Source organism: Actinoplanes sp. 13 (assembly GCF_056134165.1).
Window position 1 is genome coordinate 95622 of record NZ_JBVYOQ010000004.1, and the last position, 22896, is coordinate 118517.

The 22896-nt window shown below is 69.6% G+C and carries 25 protein-coding genes; 10 read left to right on the plus strand and 15 right to left on the minus strand.

The window, feature by feature from the left end:
• Nucleotides 1–120: 120 nt before the first annotated feature.
• Nucleotides 121–1617 (minus strand): cellulase family glycosylhydrolase, encoded by a 1497-nt coding sequence (locus AC0NH5_RS10890; protein WP_474402484.1) that lies wholly within the window; start codon nt 1615–1617, stop codon nt 121–123.
• Between the two features lie 178 nt (nt 1618–1795).
• Here AC0NH5_RS10890 and AC0NH5_RS10895 point away from each other — a divergent pair, with 178 nt between their 5' ends.
• Nucleotides 1796–3037, plus strand: a complete 1242-nt coding sequence (locus AC0NH5_RS10895; protein WP_474402486.1) for an ROK family transcriptional regulator — start codon at nt 1796–1798, stop codon at nt 3035–3037.
• Nucleotides 3038–3094: 57 nt separating this feature from the next.
• On the opposite strand, the gene AC0NH5_RS10900 is transcribed toward AC0NH5_RS10895, so the two are convergent.
• Together AC0NH5_RS10900 and AC0NH5_RS10905 are read right to left on the minus strand one after the other, a co-directional pair.
• The gene (locus AC0NH5_RS10900) at nt 3095–4762 is read right to left on the minus strand and encodes a glycoside hydrolase family 99 protein (protein ID WP_474402487.1); all 1668 of its coding nucleotides are present in this window, start codon (nt 4760–4762) and stop codon (nt 3095–3097) included.
• 183 nt (nt 4763–4945) lie between these two features.
• Entirely contained in the window at nt 4946–5731 is a 786-nt protein-coding gene (locus AC0NH5_RS10905; RefSeq protein WP_474402488.1) for an alpha/beta fold hydrolase, read from the minus strand.
• A gap of 106 nt (nt 5732–5837) precedes the next feature.
• Here AC0NH5_RS10905 and AC0NH5_RS10910 point away from each other — a divergent pair, with 106 nt between their 5' ends.
• Together AC0NH5_RS10910 and AC0NH5_RS10915 are read left to right on the plus strand one after the other, a co-directional pair.
• Nucleotides 5838–6704: an ATP-binding protein gene (locus tag AC0NH5_RS10910; protein ID WP_474402489.1), complete on the plus strand. Its 867-nt coding sequence runs from the start codon at nt 5838–5840 to the stop codon at nt 6702–6704.
• On the plus strand, nt 6701–7069 hold the full coding sequence (locus AC0NH5_RS10915) for an STAS domain-containing protein (RefSeq protein ID WP_474402490.1): 369 nt from the start codon (nt 6701–6703) through the stop codon (nt 7067–7069). Before AC0NH5_RS10910 ends, AC0NH5_RS10915 begins: the two co-directional genes overlap by 4 nt.
• A gap of 77 nt (nt 7070–7146) precedes the next feature.
• On the opposite strand, the gene AC0NH5_RS10920 is transcribed toward AC0NH5_RS10915, so the two are convergent.
• Nucleotides 7147–7467 carry a MerR family transcriptional regulator gene (locus tag AC0NH5_RS10920; RefSeq protein WP_474402491.1) on the minus strand — a complete coding sequence of 107 codons (321 nt, stop codon included), beginning with the start codon at nt 7465–7467 and terminating at the stop codon, nt 7147–7149.
• 814 nt (nt 7468–8281) lie between these two features.
• Between AC0NH5_RS10920 and AC0NH5_RS10925 the strand changes: the two genes are divergently transcribed.
• Nucleotides 8282–8611: a cupin domain-containing protein gene (locus AC0NH5_RS10925; RefSeq protein ID WP_474402492.1), complete on the plus strand. Its 330-nt coding sequence runs from the start codon at nt 8282–8284 to the stop codon at nt 8609–8611.
• 59 nt (nt 8612–8670) lie between these two features.
• Nucleotides 8671–9198 (plus strand): hypothetical protein, encoded by a 528-nt coding sequence (locus AC0NH5_RS10930; RefSeq protein WP_474402493.1) that lies wholly within the window; start codon nt 8671–8673, stop codon nt 9196–9198.
• A gap of 12 nt (nt 9199–9210) precedes the next feature.
• Here the strand turns inward: AC0NH5_RS10930 and AC0NH5_RS10935 are convergent, their stop codons facing one another.
• From AC0NH5_RS10935 to AC0NH5_RS10955, 5 genes are all read right to left on the minus strand, one after another.
• Complete coding sequence (locus AC0NH5_RS10935; RefSeq protein WP_474402494.1) at nt 9211–9801, minus strand: hypothetical protein; 591 nt, start codon at nt 9799–9801, stop codon at nt 9211–9213.
• Nucleotides 9802–9844: 43 nt separating this feature from the next.
• Nucleotides 9845–10237: a hypothetical protein gene (locus AC0NH5_RS10940; RefSeq protein ID WP_474402495.1), complete on the minus strand. Its 393-nt coding sequence runs from the start codon at nt 10235–10237 to the stop codon at nt 9845–9847.
• Complete coding sequence (locus AC0NH5_RS10945) at nt 10234–10362, minus strand: hypothetical protein (RefSeq protein ID WP_474402496.1); 129 nt, start codon at nt 10360–10362, stop codon at nt 10234–10236. Before AC0NH5_RS10945 ends, AC0NH5_RS10940 begins: the two co-directional genes overlap by 4 nt.
• A gap of 173 nt (nt 10363–10535) precedes the next feature.
• Nucleotides 10536–10985 (minus strand): universal stress protein, encoded by a 450-nt coding sequence (locus AC0NH5_RS10950; protein ID WP_474402497.1) that lies wholly within the window; start codon nt 10983–10985, stop codon nt 10536–10538.
• Between the two features lie 150 nt (nt 10986–11135).
• Complete coding sequence (locus AC0NH5_RS10955; RefSeq protein WP_474402498.1) at nt 11136–11735, minus strand: hypothetical protein; 600 nt, start codon at nt 11733–11735, stop codon at nt 11136–11138.
• A gap of 629 nt (nt 11736–12364) precedes the next feature.
• On the opposite strand from AC0NH5_RS10955, the gene AC0NH5_RS10960 reads away from it, so the two are divergent.
• Nucleotides 12365–13366, plus strand: coding sequence for an Acg family FMN-binding oxidoreductase (locus tag AC0NH5_RS10960; RefSeq protein WP_474402499.1), 1002 nt, complete (start codon nt 12365–12367; stop codon nt 13364–13366).
• Nucleotides 13367–13599: 233 nt separating this feature from the next.
• On the opposite strand, the gene AC0NH5_RS10965 is transcribed toward AC0NH5_RS10960, so the two are convergent.
• Nucleotides 13600–14628, minus strand: coding sequence for an ATP-binding protein (locus AC0NH5_RS10965; protein ID WP_474402500.1), 1029 nt, complete (start codon nt 14626–14628; stop codon nt 13600–13602).
• Between the two features lie 322 nt (nt 14629–14950).
• On the opposite strand from AC0NH5_RS10965, the gene AC0NH5_RS10970 reads away from it, so the two are divergent.
• Nucleotides 14951–15340, plus strand: a complete 390-nt coding sequence (locus AC0NH5_RS10970; protein WP_474402501.1) for an STAS domain-containing protein — start codon at nt 14951–14953, stop codon at nt 15338–15340.
• Between the two features lie 14 nt (nt 15341–15354).
• Here the strand turns inward: AC0NH5_RS10970 and AC0NH5_RS10975 are convergent, their stop codons facing one another.
• Nucleotides 15355–16611, minus strand: a complete 1257-nt coding sequence (locus AC0NH5_RS10975; RefSeq protein WP_474402502.1) for a PP2C family protein-serine/threonine phosphatase — start codon at nt 16609–16611, stop codon at nt 15355–15357.
• Between the two features lie 99 nt (nt 16612–16710).
• Here AC0NH5_RS10975 and AC0NH5_RS10980 point away from each other — a divergent pair, with 99 nt between their 5' ends.
• The 3 genes from AC0NH5_RS10980 to AC0NH5_RS10990 all read left to right on the plus strand — a co-directional run bounded on the left by AC0NH5_RS10980 (nt 16711) and on the right by AC0NH5_RS10990 (nt 19388).
• Nucleotides 16711–16938 (plus strand): hypothetical protein, encoded by a 228-nt coding sequence (locus tag AC0NH5_RS10980; RefSeq protein ID WP_474402503.1) that lies wholly within the window; start codon nt 16711–16713, stop codon nt 16936–16938.
• A gap of 117 nt (nt 16939–17055) precedes the next feature.
• A complete protein-coding gene (locus AC0NH5_RS10985) occupies nt 17056–17808 on the plus strand; it encodes an ATP-binding protein (RefSeq protein ID WP_474402504.1) in 753 nt (250 codons plus the stop codon).
• 104 nt (nt 17809–17912) lie between these two features.
• On the plus strand, nt 17913–19388 hold the full coding sequence (locus AC0NH5_RS10990; protein ID WP_474402941.1) for a diguanylate cyclase domain-containing protein: 1476 nt from the start codon (nt 17913–17915) through the stop codon (nt 19386–19388).
• A 27-nt stretch (nt 19389–19415) separates the two neighbouring features.
• Here the strand turns inward: AC0NH5_RS10990 and AC0NH5_RS10995 are convergent, their stop codons facing one another.
• The 4 genes from AC0NH5_RS10995 to AC0NH5_RS11010 form a co-directional block, all read right to left on the minus strand.
• The gene (locus AC0NH5_RS10995; RefSeq protein ID WP_474402505.1) at nt 19416–19571 is read right to left on the minus strand and encodes a hypothetical protein; all 156 of its coding nucleotides are present in this window, start codon (nt 19569–19571) and stop codon (nt 19416–19418) included.
• 19 nt (nt 19572–19590) lie between these two features.
• Entirely contained in the window at nt 19591–20847 is a 1257-nt protein-coding gene (locus tag AC0NH5_RS11000) for a helix-turn-helix domain-containing protein (RefSeq protein WP_474402943.1), read from the minus strand.
• Between the two features lie 773 nt (nt 20848–21620).
• Nucleotides 21621–21848 carry a hypothetical protein gene (locus AC0NH5_RS11005; RefSeq protein ID WP_474402506.1) on the minus strand — a complete coding sequence of 76 codons (228 nt, stop codon included), beginning with the start codon at nt 21846–21848 and terminating at the stop codon, nt 21621–21623.
• Nucleotides 21849–22091: 243 nt separating this feature from the next.
• Entirely contained in the window at nt 22092–22706 is a 615-nt protein-coding gene (locus AC0NH5_RS11010) for a hypothetical protein (protein WP_474402507.1), read from the minus strand.
• Nucleotides 22707–22896 lie beyond the last annotated feature (190 nt).

Sequence of the window (22896 nt, forward strand, 5' to 3'; positions counted from 1 at the left end):
GATGCGTGGTGGTGGGGGCGGCTGCCGGACCGTGGGTGACGCGGAGCATGGTCGCGGTGCGGAGGATTCCGGGTCGCCCGGGCCGGCCGGCCCGCAAGAGCGAGCCGGCCGGAGGGAGCGCTAGACGTACGGGCTCTGGGTCAGCAGGTGGGCCTTGAAGCCCTCGCCGACGCCGGGCTCCGGTGTCCCGGACCAGTCCTTGATGAGGACGGCGCCGCTGGTGCAGCCCCACGGGTTCCAGGTCCAGGCCAGGTATCCCATGTCATGGGCGTCGGCCCAGGTGACCAGCCGTTGCATGTAGTCGAAGGCGCAGTCGTCCTGGCCGAACTCGCCCAGAACCACCGGCACCTGCTCTGCCAGCGGAGCGATCTGGCTGTCCCAGCAGGACTCGTTCGCGCAGGCGTTGAAGCTGTACGCGTGCCACGACGCGGCGATGTTGTTCAGCGGGTCGGCCGGTCGGTGTGCCAGCCACTCCCGCATGTCGTTGGTCCATTCCAGCCCACCGATCATCAGCATGTTCGTGGCGCCGGTGGCGCGGACCGCGTCGACCAGGTCCTGCATGCCGGCCACCTCGTAGGGGATGCCGGCGCAGGTGCCGCCGTCGCGCAGGCACTGCCAGCCCAGGGTCTTGTTCCAGTCCGCGGCGATCTCCGGGTAGGGCTCGTTGAACAGGTCGAAGACGACGGCGTCGTTGCCCTTGAACGCATTCGCCACGCCGGTCCAGAACTGGGGTGCGTAGCGTGCGTCGGGCGCCGGCTTCTGGCAGGTTGCGTGCTCGTCCGTGCAGTGCCAGTCCGGCCCGGTGGTGTAGGCGCCCCACGTCCAGTGCAGATCCAGGATCACGTTGATGCCGTTGGCGACCAGGAGGTCCACATATTCCTTGACGCCCTGCTGGTACGGGGCGCCGCTGGGCGAGCCGTTGACGCCGAGCCAGCACTCCTCGTTCAGCGGGATGCGTACGGCGCGGATGTTCCAGGTCTTCATCGCGTCGACCGACGCCTGGTCGACCGGGCCGGAATCCCAGAGTCCCTTGCCCTGCACGCAGGCGAACTCGCCGCTGGAGCGGCTCACGCCGAGCAGCCGGTACGCCCGGCCGTCCGCGGTGACGATCTGGTTGCCCGCGACCTTGAGCTGCGGAGCCGGTCCGCTGACCGGCGGCGTGCTCGGCGGCGCGGAGGTGGGATCCGACGTCGGCGGGACGACCGAGCCCGTACACACGACGCCGTTGAGGGAGAAGGCGGCCGGGACCGGATTGGTGCTGTTCCACGCGCCGGTGAAACCGATCGACGTGGACGCCCCCGTGCCGAGCTGCCCGTTCCAGTTCAGGCTTGCGGCCGTGACGCGGGTGCCCGACTGCGCCCAGGTGGCACTCCAGCCCTGATTGAGCTTCTGGGCGGTGCTCGGGAAGTCGAAGGCCAACGTCCAGCTGGTGACGGCCGTCCCGAGGTTGGTGATGGCGACGTTCGCGGCGAACCCGCCGGACCACTGGCTCTGCACCGTGTAGGTGACCGAACATCCGGTGGTCGCCGCGGCCGCGGGCAGCGTGGCCGCGGCCACGGCACCGGCGATGACTGCCGCGGCGGAGCCGGCGGCGAGAAAAGCACGACGAATTCTCATTCTCTGACCTCCTCAGCGTGGGAGCGCTCCCAGCAGCTTATTTAGGCCATTTACCAAAGTCAATGTACGCATCGGAGGCGGCACGGCCGGCTCGGCGCCGCCCACGTAACGGCCGTTGCCGCAGACGCCAAGTAGGCTGACTCGCGGAAGTCCGTGCGGCACCTGCCGAGGGGGTGGCATGCCGACCAGCCCGGTCTGGGGCAGCAGGCTGAAGACACGCGGAATGGTGCTCGACCTGATCAGGGCGGCCCGCACGATCAGCCGCATCGAACTCGCGACATCCTCCGGCCTGACCCCACCGACCATCTCCGAGGTCGTGCGGGACCTGATGACCGACGGTCTGGTGGTCGAGGCCGGGCGCGGCGCGTCGACCGGCGGCAAACCGCCCACCCTGCTGCAGCTCAACCCGCCCGCCCGCTACAGCGTCGGTGTCCAGCTCGAACGCAACGCCTGCGTCATCGTGGTCGTCGACCTGGCCGGGCGGCAGGTGGCCAGGACCTCGTTCGCCGGCACGGTCCGGATGCCACCGGAACAGGCGCTGCCGTTCCTGGCCACTCAGGTGAACGCGCTCCTTGACGCGACGGCCATCGACCGCGACAAGGTCCTCGGGGCCGGACTGGTCAGCTACGGCCCGCAGGACCGGCACGCCGGCCTGCTGTTGACCCCCCAGCCGACCGGCGAGTGGTACGACTACCCGGTCGCACCCCGTCTCGCCGACATCCTGGGCATGCCCGTCCTGCTCGACAACGACGCCGCCGCGGCCGCGATCGGCGAGTACTGGATCGGCACGATCGACCCGCGCAGCACCTACGGCTGCATCTACATGGCAACCGGGATCGGCGGCGGCGTCGTCGTGGCCGGCGAGGTGTACCGCGGCAGTTCCTCCAACAGCGTGGAGATCGGCCACATCTCCATCGATGTCAACGGCGACGAGTGTCCGTGCGGCAACCGCGGCTGCCTGGAGAATTACGCCGGTCCGGCCGCCGTGGTCCGCCAGGCACTGGCGACGCCCGGGCTCGCCGGCCGGCTGAGGCTCGACCCGGCGGAAACAGACTTCCTCACCGGGTTCGCGCGCATCGCCACCGCCGCGAACACCGGCAACGCGCAGGCACGCCACCTCATCGAGCAGTCAGCGCGGTACCTGGGCTGCGCCGCCGTCACCATCACCAGCCTCTTCGACCTCGACCTCATCGTGCTCGCCGGGCCCAGCTTCACCGTGGCCGGCCCGACCTACCAGGCGTTGATCGAGCACGAGGTGAACCGGCGCACCTTCGCCCGCCGCGCGCATCCGGTGCGGGTCGTGCAGTCGGTCAGCGGATCCGACGCGGCAGCGATCGGCGGAGCGGTCCTCGTCCTGCAGAGTGAACTGACGGCCGGCCGTGCTCGCGCGGAGGGCGGCGCAGCATTGCCGACGGCGTAGCTCGCAGCGGCCGAGCTCGTCCAGCGCAGCCTCTCCGCACGGGCGCGCCCGGTCCGATCAGCTCGCGTACGCCTCGAGCGCCGACAGTTGCCCGGCCGGCCAACCGGAGTTCGCGGTCACGGTGACCCGCAGGTATCGGACGGAGGCGGCCGGGAAGCTGACCGGCACCGTGTTGCCGGACGCGGGGTCGAACACCCGTCCGGCGGCTCCGGCGAGCGTGGTGAAGGCGGAGCCGTCGGTGCTCCCGGAGATCGCGAGCGTCTGGGTCCGCGCACCCCACGACGGCGGCAGTTTCAGGACCGCCCGCCCGACCGTGACGGCCGAGCCGAGGTCGACCTGGATCCACTGCGGGAAGACGTGGTTCGCGCTCTCCCAGTAGCTGCCCGCGTTGCCGTCGACCGCGTTGCCCGGCCCGTACACCTGCGTCTGGCTGCTGGCGTTCACCGCCTTGCCGGCGGCGAGATCCCCGGTGGGTTGCGGCGGCGGTGTGCTTCCGGTGGTCGGCTGCGTCGGGCGTACGGCAGTGAGGGGGATCTGCTTCTTGAGCATTTTTCCGGCGTCCGTGGTGATCCGCAGGTAGTAGTCGGCGGAGCAGAAGGTGCCGTCCTCGTCGAGCGCGCGGATCCCGGTGCCGGCCGGCACGGACGCGGCCGTCTCGGCGGTCTTGGCGATCTGGTTCCCCTCGTTGAACTCGTCGAACATGGACACGTAGAGGCCCTGTGCGCCCAGCCGGACCATGTTGTAGACGCTGCGCCAGTAGAAGTCGCCGTGCCGGCGGTGCCCGGCGGAGAGGTCGCCGGGCAGCACACACGGCTGGTAGTCGATGCCGTGCGCGTTGCAGTCGGCCTGGTCGGCGGCGTTGACGTTGGTGGCGAACCAGTCGAGCCCGGCGAGGTCGCCGGTGCGGCCGACCATCCACGGCGACAGCATGTTGAAAGCGTGGTAGACGTCGAGGAACCCGGCCCGGCTGTCGTTCCTGCCCTCGCGCCAGTAGGTGGGCACGCCACCGATCACGTAGCAGCCCTGCGCCTTGAACCAGTTGACCACGTCGAGGCACTGGGCCGGGGTGAACGGGCGGCCGTCGTCGTTGAAGCCGAAGCCCCAGACGCAGACGACGGGCTTGCCGTTCTGCCGGGCGTACGCGCTGGACGCGGTGTGCGCCGACATCTTGGTCGTCCAGTCGGTCTTCAGCTCGGACTGCATGTTCGCCCAGCCGGTGACGTCGTACATGATGTAGAACTTGCGGCCGGTCCGCTCCGCCGCGGCCCGCACCTTCCGGGTCATCGCGTCGCGGGTCGGGCCCTCGTCGCCGAACGGGTTGAATCGCTGCAGCGCGGCGGTGTCGATGCTGTAGGCCCGCATCCAGTCGAAGTGCGTGTCCACCGTCTGCTGGTCGTAGGACGAGAAGAGCGTGGCGGCCCGGCCGTCGCCGAGATTCGGGTACGCCGTCGGGTACGTGTGGGTGAAATCGCGCAGGTCGGGCCAGGACACGATGGTGGTGTTGGCGGGTGACGGCGGTTGGAAACGGTCGCGGCTCCAGTGCCACCAGCCGCCGATCGGCGCGCCGTCGCCGGGGCAGGCGAACCAGCCCTGGTAACCGACGCTGACCTTGCCGACCACGTCACCGGCGGGCGATGCGGCACGGGCCGGCGCGCCACCGGCGAGGGCGACGGCCGGCGGGCCGAGGGCGGCTGAGGACAGCAGGGTACGGCGGGTGACTGCCATGGGGACTCCAGTCGATCCGGGGTGGCGGGGGAGGGATCGACGGTCATCGTGACAGTGGCGGTCACAGTGCCGCAATAGTTGAACGGTTCTTTGTAAAATTTTGGACGTCTGCCGGAAATGCGGGTGGATCAACCCGCCAGTGCATGGACGAGCGCCGCTCGGGTGGCGGGCCCGGACGGTGAGCTATGGGTTGGCAATGCCGTTGACGGAGGCCAGGAACCGCCGGACGCAATCGGCGAAGGCGTCCGGCTGGTCGTGGTGAACGACGTGTCCGGCCGGCAGTTCGACGAGACGGATCGATCGTCGCGCTGCCATGTCGCGGGCGTGCTCGGCCGACAGTTCGTCGCTGCGGGTGCCCCGGACCAGCAGGGTCGGGCATCGCACGCTCAGCCAGTCGTGCCAATGGTCACCGGACAGTGCCTGCTGGGACCGAACGGTGTCGGCCGCGTCGAACGAGAAACCCCAGCCGTCCGCCCGCTCCCGGAAAGTCCGCTCCAGGTACGGCGCGGCGCGGCCCAGCGCCTCGACCAGCCCCTCCCGGGTCGCAACGCGGTCGGGCAGCTTCGCAGCGAAGGTCAGGTCGATGTCACAGACCGCTCCGATGTCCTCGACGACCAGCGCGGTGACGCGGCCGGGATGCCGGGCGGCGAACTGATAGGCGTTCACACCACCCAGGGAATGACCGAGCAGGGCGATCTCCGGCAGCCCGAGATGGTCGAGGGTGGCAGAGACGTCGCCGACGTAGCCGCCGCGCTCGTAATCGGCGGCCCGGTCGGATTCGCCGTGCCCCCGCTGGTCGAGCGCGATCACCCGCCATGCGGGGCCCAGCCACGCGGCCAGCGGAGCGAAGTCCGCACCCTCGCCGAAATGCCCGTGCAGAGCCAGCAGAACCGGGCCCGGCCCGCCGAAATCGAGATAGGAGAGCCGGCGCCCGTTCACCTCGAAACTGTCCCGCACGCGGTTATCCATGGCCCGCGAGTCTACGGGCGTAGTGGGATGACCATGTCGCGGCCGGTGCGGACGGTTCCAGCGACCCTATTGATCGTTATGCCATCATCTGCGAATCCGCCGGTGAATGCATCAGATCGAGGGAACGCCGACGGCGGTGCGGAGGTTCAGCGGCGTAACTTGGTCCGGTATGAGCTCCCCGTACGCGTTAGATCATTCCAGCTCGAACGGGCACAGCGGCGTGGTGGTCGACGCAGACATCGACACCGCGATCATCACCATGTCGGTGCGCGGGAAATGGCAGGGACAACTGCCTCGCGATGCATTTCTGGCAGCGAAGAAATGCTTGAGTGAGCATCCGGCGGCACTGGTCATCGACCTGCGCGACATGGCCGACCCCGCTGCCGCCAGTGCGAACGCGTGGCGGGCCGTGCACAGCACGGGCAACCGCCTGGATCCGGCTGTGCAGGTGCTCTTCTGCATACCGCAAGGCGCCACGCTGGCCGACCGGCTCCACCGCCTCGATTCTCATTGCCGATTGCAGGTGTTCCCCACACCCGCCCAAGCCTGCACGGTCGCCCTCAGCCAGTCACCGGCGACGGAGCGGCGAGTCCTGAGTCTGGCGCCGACCCTTGAAGCGTCCGCGCTGGCCCGGAACCTGGTCACCGACTCCTGCGCCGCCTGGCACCTGCCCGCACTGCTGCACCCTGCCCGGATCGTGATCTCGGAGCTGGTGACCAACGCCGCCCAGCATGCCCGAACCCTGATCACCGTGCTGGTGGCGCGTCGCGCCGGAGGTCTGCACATCATCGTGGGTGACGCCGATCGCCGGCTTCCACGCCTGCTCGAAATACGGCCCGGCCCGGTGGGATCACTGTTCCCGGACAGCGGTCAAGGGCTGCGCGTGGTCGATGCTGCCGCGAGTGCCTGGGGCGCCCTGCCCAGCGGCAACGGCAAGATCGTGTGGGCCACCCTCTACAGCCGGGACGGGTGACCGTGGCACAGACCGAAGACATGGGCGATGACAACAACCGGCGGCCGCAAGCAACGTTCGCCACCGAGCGACGCGGCGCACAGTTGATCATCAGGCTGGCGGGAGAATTCGACCGCGCCTCCACGGCAAAGGTGTCCCAGTCCCTGGAGATGATCGTCTTCGCGCACCCGGGCCGGGACGTCGTCATCGACATGACCAACGTCGAATTCTGCGACCTGGCCGGGGTGCGGATGCTGGCCCGCCTGCAATATCTGGCCGCCATGACAGAGGGAACCTGCCGTTTGCGTAATCCTCACGAGCACATTCGATGGCTCGTACGAATGCTCAATCTCACGGATTTTCTTGAACCCGTGGCGTCGGAGTAGAGGGGCGAGAAAAAACGCCGCAGCGGGTACGACAAACGGTCCCTCTCGTGGTGGAGAAGGACCGTCGGGCGATGGGGTCAGGCAGCGTCCGCGTGCCGTCGGCGCTGGTGGCTCTGATGGTGCCGGAGGGCGTCATCGAGCTGGTCCTCGAGGACGATGATCCGGCAGGCGGCTTCCAGGGCGGTGCCACGGTCGACCATCTCCCGAGCTCGTGCGGCCAGACGCAGCTGGTAGCGGGAGTAACGACGGTGTCCACCGGCGGACCGGAACGGGGTGATCAGTTTCGCCTCGTCGAGTCGGCGCAGGAAGGTCGGCGAGGCGCCGGTGATCTCCGCGGCGCGACCCATCGTGTAGGCGGGGTAATCCTCATCGTCGAGCATGTCATCCGGTTGGGCCATACAGGTACCTCCATGACGAGGGCCCCGGCGCGGAAGCGCCGGGGCCCAGGGTTACGGGCTTACTACACCATCTACCGGCAGGTTCGCCGGCTTGTCGTGTCCACACCGGCCGCGAACTTCCGCGGCTTGCGGTGCGAGGATCGCATAAGCGTGACCGGAGACCACCTCACGTTCGATGGAGACTGCGGTGTCCACCCCAGAACCACGACTGCGTCCTGACGGCGGGCGATCCAACGGTGCTCAACCCTCCCTTTCCTCTGCTTCCAACATCTGAACTTCTGTCGTGCCGTCTGCCGGTGTCGGAGCCCCACGCAAACTTCATGGCCCCGCGCACGTGCGGCAGATCCCTCTTGCATCAGGCTCTTTCTTGCGTCAGGCAGAGCCCCGAACCTGCATCGGCCCTGCCTGCGTGCCCTGACCTGGAATTACGTCAAGGACTTGTCTTGCCACTGCGTCGTGCTGCTGGATGCAGTCATGCACCCATCGCAGTGCCGAGCGGGCCACGAACGGTCCGGGCCCTGCTTGACGCTCAGCCTGCTACGTCTGCGTCTTTCGCGATCTCTGCTGTCAACGCCAGAAACATTAGCCATCACCGCTGAGAAAGTCTAGTAGCCTCGGCACAGATTTTCTGAGCAGCCGCTCCGATGATCGGCAGGCATCAGAGCCGGTGTCCCACAGCCCGCGCAGACCACAGCACGAGGCCACGGTTGATGCGCGTACGGTGAGAGTTGTCGCCCGGGACCCCGGTGGCTGTCTGCCCGCCGCCGTCGATCTCGTCCCGCCACCGGGGCGAAAGTTACCGGAAGGCCTCCCCATGGACCGCACGTCGTTGACAGGGCTGGCCCTGGAACACCTCTCACTGGCCCGCGATGCTTCCAGCGGTCGCAGCGCCCACACCGTCTACGGCGGACATGCTCGCACGCTGCGGCAGACCCTCATCGCGCTCACCGGCGGCCGGCGACTCGACGACCATGAGAACCCGGGTGAGGCGACGCTGCACGTACTGCACGGCCGGGTTCGCCTCACCGCGGGCGACAGCTCGGCGGAAGCCGGGACCGGCGACCTTCTGATCATCCCGGACGCCCGGCACGCGCTCGAGGCGCTCGAGGACAGTGCTGTCCTGCTCACGGTCGCCAAACGGTGACCGGCCATGAACCATGATCCGATGTACGCGCCGGACGCCGGATGCCGCCAGGCGGCGGCATGCTGACCGAGGCGGTTCGTGATGTCCCCGCGACAGCCGCCATCTTCGGGTTCTTCGCCTCGGTGTGGCTCGGCTGGGCGCAGGAACACCCGCCGGCGACCTGGCGGCCCTGGCTGCTCACGGGCTCCGTCACGGCCCTGCTGACCATGGTCGCCGGAGCCGTGCTGACCTGGATGAACTGGGATGCCACGACGGCGTTCGACGAGGACACCAGCAGGTGGTTCGGCATCGTCGTCGGGATCGAGGTGGTCCTGGCCGGAGCCGGCGCGGTCGTCCTGCACGTTCGGGGCCGTCGAGACATGGTCCCGGTGTGGATCGCGCTCGTGGTCGGCCTCCACCTGTTCCCCGTCGCGGCGTTGCTCGCGTTCCCGCTGATCTACCTGGTCGGCGCTCTTGTCACGATCGCCGCGCTTCTGGCCGTGCCGGTGGCGAGGTCCCGAGCGTTGCTCGTGAGCGCGGTGAACGGGCTCGCCGTGGGTGGCGTCCTGCTCACCGCAGCGCTGGTCTGCCTGCTGGCTGCGCTGTGAGGCGAGTGCCGGTCACCCGGAACAGGCCGGGGAGTGCTGGCGGGCAGCGTTGCGCCGGGCGGCTACCGCCAGGCCGGCGTGCCATCCGGGTGCGCGGCCGTGGGCGGGCGGGCCGACGGCCTCCATCCGGTGACCACTGCCGGCGAGGAGCCAGGCGGTCAGTGAGTTGGAGTTCCACATCTCGCCGGTACGGCCTTCGTCGCGGCCCCAGACGAGCGCGGGAACGAGCGGGGCCAGGCGCAACACCTCCCGTGCCCGGACGGCATCGGCGCTGACGATGTGCGGGCCGGTGACGGCCTCGGCCAGGTCGGGGATGGTGCCGTCGCGCCAGCGCCTGACCTCGTACCGGAACAGCGATGAACGTCCGAGAAGCCGGGAACCGACCGGGCCTTCGCGGACGACTCCGTGATCCGTGGCGGGGCCGCCCAGCGCCGGGGTCATCTCGATGACGAAGCGTTGCGTGCCCAGCCGTACCCGGAGTGCGGAGTGGTAGAGGTCGCGTACGGGTCGATGCTGGTGACGTGCTTGCAGGGCTTCGAAGATGCGCCCGTTGAGGCGGATGCAGTGGCCACCGGCGCCGAGCGGTAGCCAGTACAGCGTCACGTCGGCGGGTAGGGCGTGGGTGCGCGTGTCGGCGGCGACATCGTCAGCGCTCGGCGACGAGGCGGCGCGCCCGAAGCACCCGCGCCCACCACGGACGAGCCGACGCGGTGGCGCTGCGCATCGGCGGCACCGGCATCCCCTTGAGGCTGATCCGGCCGCCGGGGCCCATCGTGACCGACCGGATCGCGGGTGGCCGTCGTACCGCGACAGCCATGGCGATGGTGACCGCGGTGAGCGCCGCCGCGGTCAGGGCGGTCACCACGATGCGGGTGACATCGACGGCCGGCTCGAAGCGAATTCCTTGCGGCGTGATCACGTACGCGCCGACGGTTCTCCGCCCATGGATCATCGGCACGACGGCGAGGTGGCCGAGCGCTCCGGGTTCGGCGCGACGGGCATGGTCGTGAGTGGTCGCGGTGTCCGTCAGGTGCGTCATGCGGTGTTCGTCTCCAAGTGGGCGGGCGGGGTCGTGTCCAGATCCGGCGCACCGGAGCGTGCCGGGCGCCGCCGGAACAGCGGCCGGTAGAGGTAGCAGGTGAACGCGGTCAGCAGCGCCGTCATCAGCGCCGCTCCGATGAGGGTGGCGGCGTTCGAAGCCGGCAAGCGGTGCCCGCCGGCCGACGACCATGTGCGGCCGGGCCCCGGGAGCGACAGCGAGACGCGCGGCGCCAGAAGCCCACTGCGGAACTGGAGGGCGGAGATGCGGTTGAGCACGCGGGCCGGCCGAGGGCCGGCTATTTCGGGATGACGACGGTGGGGCAGGCGGCGTGCTGGACGCAGTGCTGGCTGACCGAGCCGAGCAGCATCCCGGAGAAGGCGCCGTGGCCGCGGCTGCCGAGGACCATCAGTTCCGCGCCCTTGCCGGCATCGAGCAACACCTGTGCTGCGGGCCCTTCCATGACCCGGGTGGTGACGGTCACGGAGTGGCCCTCCTCGCTCTGGGCCTGCGCCACTGTCTCGGCGAGGGCCTTCTCGGCGTACCGGATGATGCCGGCGTCGTCGATGCCGGCGGGTGTCCATCCGTAGGCGTACATGGGCGGCACCTGCCACGCGGTGACGGCCTCGACGGTCCCGCCGGTCAGCCGGGCATGCGCCAGCGCCCAGCGCAGCGCTTCCGCCGAGCCGGCGGAATTGTCGACGCCCACGACGATGCGGTGATCGTGCGCCGGTTCTTGATGAGTCATGGTGAATCTCCTGATGTGAAGAGCTCGCTCGACAGGGGCAGGCGACCGCGGACGCCGGTTCGGGTCGGACCGGATGCAGCTGTGCGATGGTGGAATTCGCCGGCCACACGTGCGCCTCCGGGGAGCCCGGAAGCACACGCGGGCGCGGGCCTACGTGAGCCAGGTGTTGCGTCGCACGAGCGGGGTCGCCGCCCATCGGCGGCCGAGGCCCCATGTGTTCCCCGCGCCGAGCAGCGCGAGCAGGACGAGGACGGCGGCGTAGACGAGGTGGTCGTCCATGAACGGGTTGGTGGCCGGCGGCAGCACCGCGGTCCACATCAGGACGGTCAGCAGTGCGCCGGAGGCGGCGGCGATGCGCATGCCGATGCCGAGCAGCAAAGCCACGCCGATGCCGAGCAGGGCCGTCATGAACAGCACGTCGACGACGACGTTGCCGGCGATGGAGTGGTAGAACCCGGAGAACGGGCCGGTGGCAGCCTTGCCGAGGAACCCGGCGGTGGGGCTGCCACCGTCCAGCCATGCGTTCGCGGCGGGAGTGCCGCGGCCGAGGCCGAACAGTTTGTCGAGGAACGCCCACAGGAACACCCAGCCCAGAGCGATCCGGATGCCGGCCGCCAGGTACCGGGTCACGGTGGCCGTCCGGCCGGTGTCCGCAACGGCGGCGGTGCGGGGGTAATGCCGTGCGCCCTGGTCTCGCCCCTCCGTGATGGCAACGGGGGAGGCGTCGTGATCGTTAGCGATGTTGACCATCGCACTCACGTTCCTTCAAGTGGTTCATGACGCATGTTCCATGGCGCGTCGAGCGCGCTCACGGATCGTTCGGAGTGCGGTACCACCGACTCAGGGCGGCAGCCGTGCTCCTGTCCGGACACCGACCGATCGCCGGACGCGTCATCGACAGCAGGATCCACGATCGGTGGGAGATGTCGGCGGCGACGGCGGGCTGGGCGGCCACCGGGGTCCCGGGCGACACCTCGACCGTACGCGCATTTCGCCGGGCCCGCTGACGGACTCTCCGCCGGGTGCCGTGCCGTGAGCCGGCGTAGGGTTGAGGTGTCGCCCTGGACCCCGGTGGCCTGGTAGTTGGCCGTTGTGCGTGTCTCGGCGTTTCTTCGCCCGCCACAGCGACCAGGTGCGTATCGCACGCAAGCTGTTCTCGGGCACGAATATCCGGCTGCGGCCGAAGTCAGGATCTCCTCATGTGGTCCCTGTGGATCGCTCTCACCCTTTTCGTGCTTCTCGCTCTGGTGAACTCGGCACATTCCTCGCCCGCGAGAACGCCGCGGCTGCCACCACCACGCCGCCCATCAACGGCACACCGCTGACACCGATCACTCGATGACTGGCCCCACGTTCAGCACACCGGGAAGGAATCCGCTATGAGCACCGAAGCGTCGATCCGGGCCGCGGACACCCGCGCCGAGGCCCGGGCGCTGTCCGCCGCCGCCACCATGGCCGGGCACGCCCCGTCGATCCACAACACCCAACCCTGGCGCTGGCGTCTCAGCAGCAACGAACTGAGCCTTTATCTGGATCACAGCCGCCAGGTCGAGGTCACCGACCCCGACTCCCGGCTCGCCGTCCTGAGCTGCGGCACCGCACTGCACCACGCCCTGGTCAGCCTCGCCGCCGACGGCTGGCACACCATCCTGGAGCGCATGCCGGACGCTGCACACCCCGACCACCTCGCGCGGTTGCGCCTCGACCACCGGATCCCCGTCCGTCTCGAAGCGCGACGCCACCGGCAGACCATCGGGCTCCGGCACACCGACCGCCGGCCCACCGCGAGCACCCCGGCAGACGCCGACCAACTGAAGATGATCGTCGAAGCCGCCGAATCCGCCGGCGCGGGCCTGCACCTCCTGCGTCCCGACCAGGTCCTTGAGCTGGCCGGCGCCGCCGACCAGGCGCAACGCGCCGAGAACGCGGACGGCGCCTGGCAGGCGGAAGTCAACTACTGGACCGGTGGCACCCGGCCACTGGGCAGCGGCATCCCGGATGCCGCCATCGGTGACCGGGCCACGCAGACGACCGTGCCGGGCCGCGACTTCGGCCACCACGGCGACCTACCCGTCTCCGCAGCGCACGACGACGCCGCAACGTTCGCCATCCTCTACGGACCTCAGGACGACGAGGCCGGCTGGCTCCGCGCCGGTGAGGCACTGTCGGCCGCCTGGCTCACCGCCACCGAACTCGGCCTGTCGGTCCTGCCGCTGAGCGCCACCATCGAAGTCGCCGTCACCCGCGAACGCATCCGGCACCTGCTCGCCGACCTCGGCCACCCGCACCTCGTGCTGCGGCTCACCACCGGCGATCCGGCCGCCTCCGCCGCACCGCACACACCACGGCTTCCCGCCGACCAGGTCATCGAACGCTTCTGAGACGGCCCAGACCGACGAGCGACCTTCAACTGGCTCTGCTTCCCTGGAGCATCCGAACTGGACCGGCCTCGCATCGTGGCCCCGCCGGGCCAGGCCACCGCAGCCCTTGCATGGCGAGTCCCCGACCGAGCCGTCCGGGACCAGCTCCGGGAGCCCGTCCGGACCCCTTCGGCGCCGGGTGAGCCGGAGGCGGGGTATCACCGCGGTGGGTCTTCGCCTGCCCGCAGGCTCGTTCATGGTCGAGGGCGCCGGTCGAGTCGGTGGCTCAGCAGCAGGCGGGTGCCGCTGGAGTCGGTGGTGACGTCCATGCTGGTGCAGGCCCGCCGCATGATCTGCAACCCGGAACAGCCGGCGTCGGTGGCCCGGGTACCGGACAGATCCGGCGGCGTGGCGAGGCCGGGGCCGTGGTCGCTGATCTCGCACCACAGGCGGTCGTCGCGGCGCCACAGCAGCAGTTGACCGTGGCCGCCGCCGTGACGCACGACATTGGCCGCCGCCTCGTGCACCGCCGGCACGAACCGGTGCGGTTGGGCACCGCTCAGTCCGTGGTCGGTGGCGAGGGCCTGGATCTGCTCGCGTACCGAACCCAGCGTCGCCGGGCCGAACCAGCAAGCCAGGAGCACGCCGCCCCGGTCCTGGGGCACGGAGCCTGTTCCCTCGGTCGCGTTCCCGGTTGTGCTGCCGCGCCAGCCCTGGGTGAAGGTGGTGCTCAGGTCCAGGTCGTGGCGTTCGAGGGTGAGCAGCTCGGAGATCGCGGCGGTGAACGTCGTGGCCGCCAGGTGATCGGCGCTGTTGAGCGGGCCGGGGGTGTGGCGGTACAGGTCGACGGCACCGTCGTGACGTACCCCACCGGCGTGCAGGGGCAGCGCGAACACCGCTCGCACCCCGGCCGCCAGTGCGGCCGGGGTGAACCAGGGCCACCGCTGTCGCCACGACCCGGCCGCCAGATCCGCTACCAGTACCGGCCGCCGGGTCGCGGTCGCGTCCCGGCATGGACCCTCGGCCAGGGTGAGCTGCGCGGACTCCAGCCGTGAACTCGCCGTGTCACTGAAGAAGCGGATGCTGGGAACCGTCCCGGGCGGACCGGCCGACAGACCCATACCGGCGACCTGCGACATCAGCGCCCCGCTCGCGCGGCACAGGCCGGTGACGTCCGGCCCGTACGCGCTGACAAGATCCCACACCCGGTCGCGGTGGTCGTTGCCGCGCTCATCGTTTCCGCTGTTCGCAGTTGTTCGGGCGGATTTGTGTGCACCGGTCATGGATGGACCTCGCGTCTGTCTCGGCACCGCCGTGACGAGTTCAGACCCGGCAGCACAGACACCGGCATCCCACCGAGACAGGGGATCCTCCGTCTCCCGACGGATTCATCGTTCACGCTACCCGGACACACGGCTCCAAACCGTGTCTGAATATAACAACCTGCCCAGCCGACCCGAACGAGGGACAAGGCCACAGCCGGGGGTACGCACATTGCGCTCCATGCAGGCCGTCGAGTGGGCACAGGGCCGCGGTGCATAAGCCGCACTGTGGTGGGAGAGTGGCCGTAATCTTGGTCCGCAGCTGCTGCCGTTGATCATAGGTGTGGCGCAGCATGCGGGCTTGTCGATGTCGGAGGTGGTTGTGGAGCTGCAGTTGTCCGCTCGGGCCGATAGGGCCTGCACTGTGGTGAAGGTCGGCGGTCAGATCGACATGGACACCGCCGCCGAGCTGGACGGCTTCCTTCAGCACGTCGCTGACGATGGTGCGCTGCGAGTCGTGCTGGACTTCGCCGACGTGTCGTTCCTGGATTCCAGTGGCCTCGGCGTGCTGATGGTGTGGTTCAAGGAGCTGCAAGCCAAAGACGGCCGGTTGTGCGTCGCCGCGGTACAGAAGATCGTCGCGTACGTGCTGCAGGTGTCGGCGGTGGACCAGGTGCTGCGCGTGTACGAGTCGGTGGAGGCGGCCGAGGCGGACATGCCGCCGAGCACCTGACTGCCGCGGTGGGGTCAGCGGCCGTCGGTAGAGGTGGCGGCGGAGACGTCGGCGCCCGCGTTGGCGCGGCGGGGCCGGTCGTGGAAGCCGTGCCAGTCGAGGATCAGGAGCGTGGCGTCGTCCTGCAGAGCGGGGCCGGCCACCGCGAGGACCTCGTCGGCCAGGGCGCGGGCGGCCTCGCGGGGGTGCAGGGCGGTCAGTGACCGGAGCTGGGCCGGGAGGTCGAGGGCGGCGGCTCGGCGCTCACGCATGCCGTCGGTGAGGATCACCAGGCGGTCCCGGGGCCGCAGCGTGACCTGACCGGCGGTGAACGGCGTCTCGGGGAACATTCCCAGCGCGAAGTTGCGAGGCAGCTTCAGTTCCTGCGGGTCGCCGTCACGGATCAGGATCGGCGGCACATGCCCGGCGTTGATCAGATCGCACGTCCCGCTGTGCAGGTCCAGGCGTCCGAGGATCGCGGTGACGAAGGCACCCCGTGCGGGGGAGTGCTGAGCGATGGCGGCGCCGGCCCGGTCGGCCTGCTCGGTCAGGCTGTGCCCGGCCCGGCGGGAGTTGCGCAGGCTTCCCACGCCCAGGGTGGCGATCAGCGCGCTGGTCACGCCGTGCCCCATGGCGTCGGTGATGCTGAGGTGCAGGGTGTCGCGGGCCAGACTGTAGTCGAAGGTGTCCCCGCCGATGCTCGCCGCCGGCTCGAGCCAGCCGGACAGGGTGAACGAGCCGCCCTCGCAGGTGAAGGCGGTGGGCAGCAGCCGGCGCTGGATCTCGGCGGACAGGCTGAACGGGGTGGTCCGCTGTCCCCACTCGAACAGGTCGGTGTGGCGGCGGCTGGCGATCACCACGAACGCCAGCGCATGCGCGGTCCGGGCGATCTCCGCGATCGCCTGCGGGGACGGCTCGGTGCCGAGGCCGATCTCCAGCAGGCCGATCGCCTCACCGCGTTCGGTGACCGGTGCCAGGACCGTCCATCCCTCGTCGTCGTGGACCACCTGCACTGCCTGGGTGCGCAGCGTGTCTTCCTGAGGGCCGCCGTCGAAGGGCAGCAGGGTCGCGACGTCCGTGCCGTCACGGCGGCCGTTCGCCGTCGTTGCGAGCGGGACGTGCGCCAGCCGGACCAGTGCCCGGCCGCTGAGGTCGGCGATGAGGAAGGAGACCGTCCGGGCGTGCAACGCCGCCCCGAGCTCCCGGGTGACCGCCTCGACAGCTTGCACCGGGGTGGCGTCCTCCGCAGCTGCCAGCATCCCGGACAGCGCCGCCTCGACCGACGGATCCATGAACGCAGCATACGCGGACCACACGCGGCAGCAGCGCCGGCGACAGGCCCACGCCCGACAAACGGCATAGTGATCCGTTGCGCCGGGTATGTGCCTGCAGTGACTACACACGAGGAGACGACGCACGCCGACCGTACCGCTGCGGCCATGCACCGCACTGCCCAGCAACTCGAGGTGGCGGAGGACATTCTGCACTCCAGCGCCGAGCAGGCCCCGAACACCGACACCGCCACGCGGCTGCACGCGCTCGGTGATCAGGTCACCCAGCAGGCGCACGACATCGACCGGCGCGCCGACCGGCTGACCGACAGCCGTGACCGGGCATAGGTTCCTGGACCCGGTGGCGCTGCCGGCATCAGGGCGGGATTAAGGCGGCTGAACGCGGGGATGCAGCCGAACGGAATCGAGTCACCGATGGGCGCGGCCTTACCATCGAGGCGCCCGGTGCAGGAGTTGACGCCCGTGTCCCATCCCATGACCTGGCAGGTCGAATCCCGTGCCGGCCTGACCATCGTCACGGTCAACGGCACAGTCGACACCCGCTCCGGTACCACCCTGCACCACACCCTGACGCAATGCCTGAGACACGAACCCGGCGCCGTGGTGGTCGATCTCTCGGCGGCCAGCGTGACGGACCCGACGGCAGCCGGAACACTCGCGACAATCCTCGACGAGGCACAATCCTGGCCCGGCACACCGGTGCTGCTCTGTACGCCCGAGACAGCCACTGCCGACATGATCGCCGCGGCAGCCGCCGAGCCGCCGCCGCTGTATCCCACCGTCGCCGATGCGCTGTCCGCACTGACCGAACACAGCGGCCTCGTGAGCGAACTCCTGCTCCCGGTCTCGGGCGCTGCCCGCCGGGCCCGCGACGTCGTCACCGAGGCGTGCGTGCGATGGGACCTCCCGCATCTCATCGCTCCCGCGACCCTCGTCGCGAGCGAGCTGATCTCCAACGCCGTGATGCACGCCCACACCATGATGACGGTGCAGGTCACGCTACGACCTCGCTACCTGTACCTCGCCGTGACCGACGGTTGCCCCGCCGAACCGGTACCCCGAAGCGAACCTCACACGGACGCCGCGGGCGGCCGCGGCCTGCAGCTGGTCACCATGGCCGCCGACCGATGGGGTCACCAACAGCACCGAGGTGGCAAAGTCGTCTGGGCCAGCTTCGCTCGCCTACCGAGCACGTGAGCATCCGCAAGATCCGCGCCGGGCCACCGGGTCGATGATGCCGGAAACCCTCATCAGGTCGTCGTCGGCGCCGATGGTGCTGCCGACGGCGGGAGGCGGACGTGATGGGATCGACGGCGGCACGGTGGCGTGCTTCCGTTGTCTACCTGGTCGCCGGCGTAGGCACGATAGTTCTGTTCCTCGTCGGTACGGCCAGGACGCAGACGCTCGCCCAGGCCGCGGCGGCGGGCCTCGCGATGACCGCCGCGCTGATCGGCGTCCGCCGCTGGCAGCGCGACCGCCGATTCGGGATCACCGTGGCCGCCGGCATGGGGCTGATGGCGGTGGAGATGATCCGCCGGCTCCTCGTGCAGATGAGCCACGCCAGCAATGGCGACCACGTGAGCGTGGTGTTCGTGGCCCTGACCTACGTGTGCCTTCTCGGCACCGGGATCATGATCGTTTCCCGGCACGCTCCGCACGATCGCGGGGGCATCATCGACGCCACCCTGATCGGCATCGCGGGGGCCGGCCCGGTGTGGGAGATCCTGGTGCGCCCGGTCCTGAGGCCCGGCGACGCCCCGGCCGGCGGACTCGTCTTCCTCGTGGAGGTCGTCGCGCTGCTGGCGTACGCGGGGGCACTCATGCACATATCCGCCCGGACACGGGCAGCCCGGTTTCCCCTGTGGTCCCTCTATGTCGCCCTGTGCGCGGCTCTGACCGCGTTCATCGCCTCGGTGTGCACCACCGACTCGGCGACCGGCGAGCGGGCCGGCTGGATCACGCTGGTCTGGATCCTCTGCTACCTCAGCCTCGGCGCCGCCGTCCTGCACCCGACGTCGGACCGGCTTCTCGTGCCGGAGCGTTTCCGGGAGCCGACGCTGTCGTACCGGAAGCTCACCGCGCTCGGCGCCGTGCTGACTGTCGTGCCGATCGCGGGAACCGTGCCGCAACTGCTGGGCGGCACCGCCGACGGTGTCCTGATCATCGTCGGCACCCTCGTGGCCGTACCCCTCGTGGTGCTGCGGATCGGGATGCTGGTGGCCCAGCGGGCCGCTGATCAGCGCACGCTGGCCCGGCTCGCCGCACACGACGACCTGACCGGCCTGCCCAACCGGCGCACCCTGATGGCGGAACTCGAGGCGGCGCTGGCCGACCCGTCCGCCGCGCCGGTCACCCTGCTCTACTGCGACCTGGACGGCTTCAAACCGGTCAACGACACCTTCGGCCATCACGCCGGTGACGAGGTGCTGCGCGTCGTGGCGGGGCGGCTGCAGGGTTGCGTGGCACCGGGCGACACGGTCGCGCGGCTCGGTGGCGACGAGTTCGCGATCATCTGCGCCGACCGGGGCGGCGCGGAGGTGGAAGCCCTACGGCACCGCATCGAGCATGCTGTCGCGGAGCCGATCCTCTGGGCCGGCCAGGAGATCACCGCCGGCGTCACGGTGGGATCGGCCACCGCCGCGGCCGGCACCGATCTCGCCACCCTTCTCGTCGAGGCGGACCAGCGCATGTACGCCCGTAAGCGCAGGCCGGCCATGGCTCAGACGGACGGTGCCGGCACGGAGCTGACCGCGGCCCGAGGGCGACCGGGCCGGTGATGCCGGCCTCGGGCCTCCGGTCGCCCGTCAGCGTCGCCGCGCGGCGGGCTGCAGCGACGGGCTGACCCAGCCGTTCTCCGCCGGATTGATCGTCAGGCCCGGCGGCACGATCTCGTCGATGCGGTCGAGGACGTCGCCGCTGAGGACCACGTCCGCGGCCGGCTGGGCAGCAGCAACTGCCACCCAGCGGACTGACGGAGACCTAGACCGATACCTCCATCTGTTCGGCCAACTCCGCGATGGGTGCCGGCGGTGTTCCCCGGGTGCGCCGCAGCACGTCGGAAAGGACCTCGTGGGCCAGCGGGCGGCACCGGATCTCCGACGGGGCGAGCCGGTCACCTTCCAGCAGCATCTCGCCGGCCTTCTCGACGTCACCGACCTGGGTGTGTCCGCGGGCGATGTTCAAGTAGTGGTGGGCCCGGCGCTCCGGCAGCATGGCCGCGAAGCTCTCCTGGTCGAGCCGTTCGTGGCAGTCCACGGCGGCACGCCCGTCGCCGAGCTCGACCGCTGCGGCCGCCTGGTGCAACTGCACGTTGGTCGAGCCGAAGCTGGTCCAGTAATGATTTCGACTGCCGTTCAGCTCCTGGGCGGCCTCCTCCGCCCCGGCGATCAGGTCCCGGACGGTGGTGCTGTCGCCCATCCGGGCCGCCGCCATGGCGCCGTTGACCAGGAGCATCCCGTACACGCTGAGCCGTTCCCGGCGGCGATCCTGATTGCCCGAGGCCAGCCGGTCAGCGACGTTGACGTTGACCTCTAGCGGCGGGCGCACCCGGCCGAGGGAGAGCAGCGCGCTGCCGACCCGGTAGCTGGCCAGCCCGGCCAGCAACTGGTCACCGGCGCGCTGAGAGACCGCGATCGAACGGTCTGCGGCCAGCCAGGAGAGTTCGTGCTCGCCGACCTTGCGCAGCGTCGACGAGGCGATCTGGTAAACCTGCCCGAGCAGGTGGGCGGCCGCGCCGGCCTCCTTGCCGTTGGCGTGCGCGCGGTCGGCCGCCTGGGCGTCGCGCAGCAGTTGCGGCAGCATCCGGGCCAGCACGCCGTACTTCGCGTGCTGGTAGGTCAACCACGCCCGGCTGACGGCCCTGCGAAGGTCCGGCAACGGCGGCGAGGGCGAAGACTCCTGGAAGAACGCGCTCATCTGGTCGTAGCGCTCCAGGACGGCCCGGATCTCCTCGATCTCGACCTGGTCGATGCGGTGCTGGACCTCCGGTCGCCGCTCCACGTCCTTGCCCAGGAGCAAGGTGACGTCGACCTGAAGAACGTCGGCGATGTCATAGACGATGGAGAACTTGTCGAGCTGGCGAACGCCCCGTTCCACCTTGTCGACCCAGCTCTTGGACTTGCCGAGGCGGTCGGCGAAGACCTGTTGTGACATCTTGCGCCGGCCGCGCCAGTAGGCGATGCGGCGACCGATCGGCAACTCAGTGAATCCGCCGTAGGAGCGGGTGGACCGCGTCATGGTGACGGCACCGGCGACACCTGTGCTGACGGGACGTCGTCCGGGGCCGGCCGGCGAGGCGAGATGGAGCGTGTCCAGGACAGGCCCCGGAACTCCGAGATAAGGGTCGGCCAACAGGTCGGCCAAATCCGCGGGTGGCGGCAGTGGTGGAGCCGATCTTCCCTGCGACAGGTGGGCGTACGAGTTCACCAGCCAGTGGAAGTGATCTCTACGGGTGAACAGGATGAGGCGGCGCAGCAGCGCGCTGAGCATCGAGCGGTAGGCAGCGGCCGGTGCCGTCCCTGCCGTGGCGTCAAGAGTCGTCACGGCAGCCGTCTCCTGGACACGACCGGGCGCAAGGGCCCCCTGAAGATCAGCCCACGAGCAGGTCAGATCGACCTCGGCCGCGACGCCGTGCGCGGTCATCGACAGATGGCGGCCACTCCGGCGCTGAAGCGCGATGGCGTCGGCCGCCTGCCGTGCAGCGGCAAAACCCTGTCCCGCCGTCAGCGACCTGGCGAACGTCGGCTCCGCACCAGCCGGGATCAGAAGTGTCAGCCCTGTTGGTGACGGCTGAACCGCCCCAACGCCGAAGACCGTTGTGGGAGCCATCGCGAACGGGTGCCGAGCCCAGCCGTGCAGCATGCGGTGCAGGAGGACCGCCTCGATCCACTGCTGGTCGCTGTCGGCGGCGTCCGGGATCAACCGTCTCCCGGCCTCGAGCCGCTCGATCGCGGCGAATGCCTGCTGGTACGACTCACCGGTGAAATCGCGCCGCCGACGGATGGACCGGCTCACCGCTGCCGCATCCTGCCAGTCGCACCGATCACGTCACGGCTCCACGTGCGCAGTTCGCGCACCAGTTTCAAGCTCAACTTGCCGTGCGTCGAAGGATGTACGGCCGCCATCATCCACACCGGGCTCGTGGACAGCGCGACCAACAGAATGGGAATGTGGGCGATCGCCACGATCAACGGGCGAAGCGCCGCACGGAACAGCTTTACCAGGCCGAACGAGGGCATGACCATCTCCGCTCCGCTTTACCCGGTCAGCGGCTTTGAGATCTGCCAGAAGTCGACCATCAGTGCGCCATCACACCGCGGAGGGATGTCAACCCTTCGGCTGCCATGGAGGAACCATATCCGGGAGCTCCCGACAGCCAGGCCGCCGCAACAGCCATGCGGACAGAGTACTGATGTCGTCAACCCACGCGGCGATCAGCGCCACCATCGAGGTACTCCGTGCGGCCCGGCCGGATCTGCGCCTCAGGCGAGTTCGGGTAAGGCTGCTACGACAGCGTCGAAAGCGGCAACGTCGCTTCGGCGTTTGTTAGAGGGCAGCATCCCCGCAGGTAATCCAGCAGTTGGCAGTTCCCACAGAACGGGGGCGGCGCCGACGCGATCCACGGCCTGGTACCACTCCTGCAGCGGTTCCATCAGCCGGACATGGAGGTCGAAGTTGCGACGCCGACGCCCGAGATCTGCCTCGCGGCGCCGGTGAAGCTCCTCCGCCGGAGGCACCGAGACGAGAATCAGATCGGCGAACCCGAGCCTGCCTGCCGCGACGGCAAGCCGATGAACCTCGACCTCGGCCTGCCAATGGCGCCGAGACAGCGCCCCTATGCGGGCGAGCGACCAGCTGTAGTGCAGCTTGAGCGGATCGTCGTCGCAGACGGCCAGTCCACGGAGGCGTTCGCGGTGCAACGCCTGCATCCACCGCCGCGAGTTCATGTCGCACCAGAAAACCGCTTGTTCGTCGGGATCCGGCCCAGGGACTTCTTCGTCGGCCGGAACGTGCTCGGGCACGGTGTCCGCCGGGCAGTGCCGGTTGCACCACGTCGTCTTTCCTGCCGCACTGGGTCCGGTCACCGCAACGATCACGTTTGTCTTTCTACCGATGCCGGGCCACCGTCGCTAGCGGACGACTCACAGAGTCACGGAACGTCCGCCGGTCCTCATCGATACATCGGCAGCGTCGACGTCGTTGCCAGTTGGCTGGAGCGGCTGCCTTCAGCTGGTGCGTGTTCACCTGCGTCAATGCTTCGAGGCGGAAATGGGCGCGCTCCCACGG

What these genes read in the sequence shown, in the direction of transcription:
- AC0NH5_RS10975 (WP_474402502.1), bottom strand. Translation starts at nt 16,611, where the DNA reads ATGGATCCGTCGGTCGAGGCGGCGCTGTCCGGGATGCTGGCAGCTGCG.
- AC0NH5_RS10990 (WP_474402941.1), top strand. Translation starts at nt 17,913, where the DNA reads ATGGGATCGACGGCGGCACGGTGGCGTGCTTCCGTTGTCTACCTGGTC.
- AC0NH5_RS10940 (WP_474402495.1), bottom strand. Translation starts at nt 10,237, where the DNA reads ATGACGCACCTGACGGACACCGCGACCACTCACGACCATGCCCGTCGC.
- AC0NH5_RS10900 (WP_474402487.1), bottom strand. Translation starts at nt 4,762, where the DNA reads ATGGCAGTCACCCGCCGTACCCTGCTGTCCTCAGCCGCCCTCGGCCCG.
- AC0NH5_RS10925 (WP_474402492.1), top strand. Translation starts at nt 8,282, where the DNA reads ATGGACCGCACGTCGTTGACAGGGCTGGCCCTGGAACACCTCTCACTG.
- AC0NH5_RS10950 (WP_474402497.1), bottom strand. Translation starts at nt 10,985, where the DNA reads ATGACTCATCAAGAACCGGCGCACGATCACCGCATCGTCGTGGGCGTC.
- AC0NH5_RS10895 (WP_474402486.1), top strand. Translation starts at nt 1,796, where the DNA reads ATGCCGACCAGCCCGGTCTGGGGCAGCAGGCTGAAGACACGCGGAATG.
- AC0NH5_RS10945 (WP_474402496.1), bottom strand. Translation starts at nt 10,362, where the DNA reads ATGACGGCGCTGCTGACCGCGTTCACCTGCTACCTCTACCGGCCGCTG.
- AC0NH5_RS10910 (WP_474402489.1), top strand. Translation starts at nt 5,838, where the DNA reads ATGCATCAGATCGAGGGAACGCCGACGGCGGTGCGGAGGTTCAGCGGC.
- AC0NH5_RS10920 (WP_474402491.1), bottom strand. Translation starts at nt 7,467, where the DNA reads ATGGCCCAACCGGATGACATGCTCGACGATGAGGATTACCCCGCCTAC.
- AC0NH5_RS10960 (WP_474402499.1), top strand. Translation starts at nt 12,365, where the DNA reads ATGAGCACCGAAGCGTCGATCCGGGCCGCGGACACCCGCGCCGAGGCC.
- AC0NH5_RS11005 (WP_474402506.1), bottom strand. Translation starts at nt 21,848, where the DNA reads ATGCCCTCGTTCGGCCTGGTAAAGCTGTTCCGTGCGGCGCTTCGCCCG.
- AC0NH5_RS11000 (WP_474402943.1), bottom strand. Translation starts at nt 20,847, where the DNA reads ATGACGCGGTCCACCCGCTCCTACGGCGGATTCACTGAGTTGCCGATC.
- AC0NH5_RS10890 (WP_474402484.1), bottom strand. Translation starts at nt 1,617, where the DNA reads ATGAGAATTCGTCGTGCTTTTCTCGCCGCCGGCTCCGCCGCGGCAGTC.
- AC0NH5_RS10955 (WP_474402498.1), bottom strand. Translation starts at nt 11,735, where the DNA reads ATGGTCAACATCGCTAACGATCACGACGCCTCCCCCGTTGCCATCACG.
- AC0NH5_RS10905 (WP_474402488.1), bottom strand. Translation starts at nt 5,731, where the DNA reads ATGGATAACCGCGTGCGGGACAGTTTCGAGGTGAACGGGCGCCGGCTC.
- AC0NH5_RS10930 (WP_474402493.1), top strand. Translation starts at nt 8,671, where the DNA reads ATGCTGACCGAGGCGGTTCGTGATGTCCCCGCGACAGCCGCCATCTTC.
- AC0NH5_RS10965 (WP_474402500.1), bottom strand. Translation starts at nt 14,628, where the DNA reads ATGACCGGTGCACACAAATCCGCCCGAACAACTGCGAACAGCGGAAAC.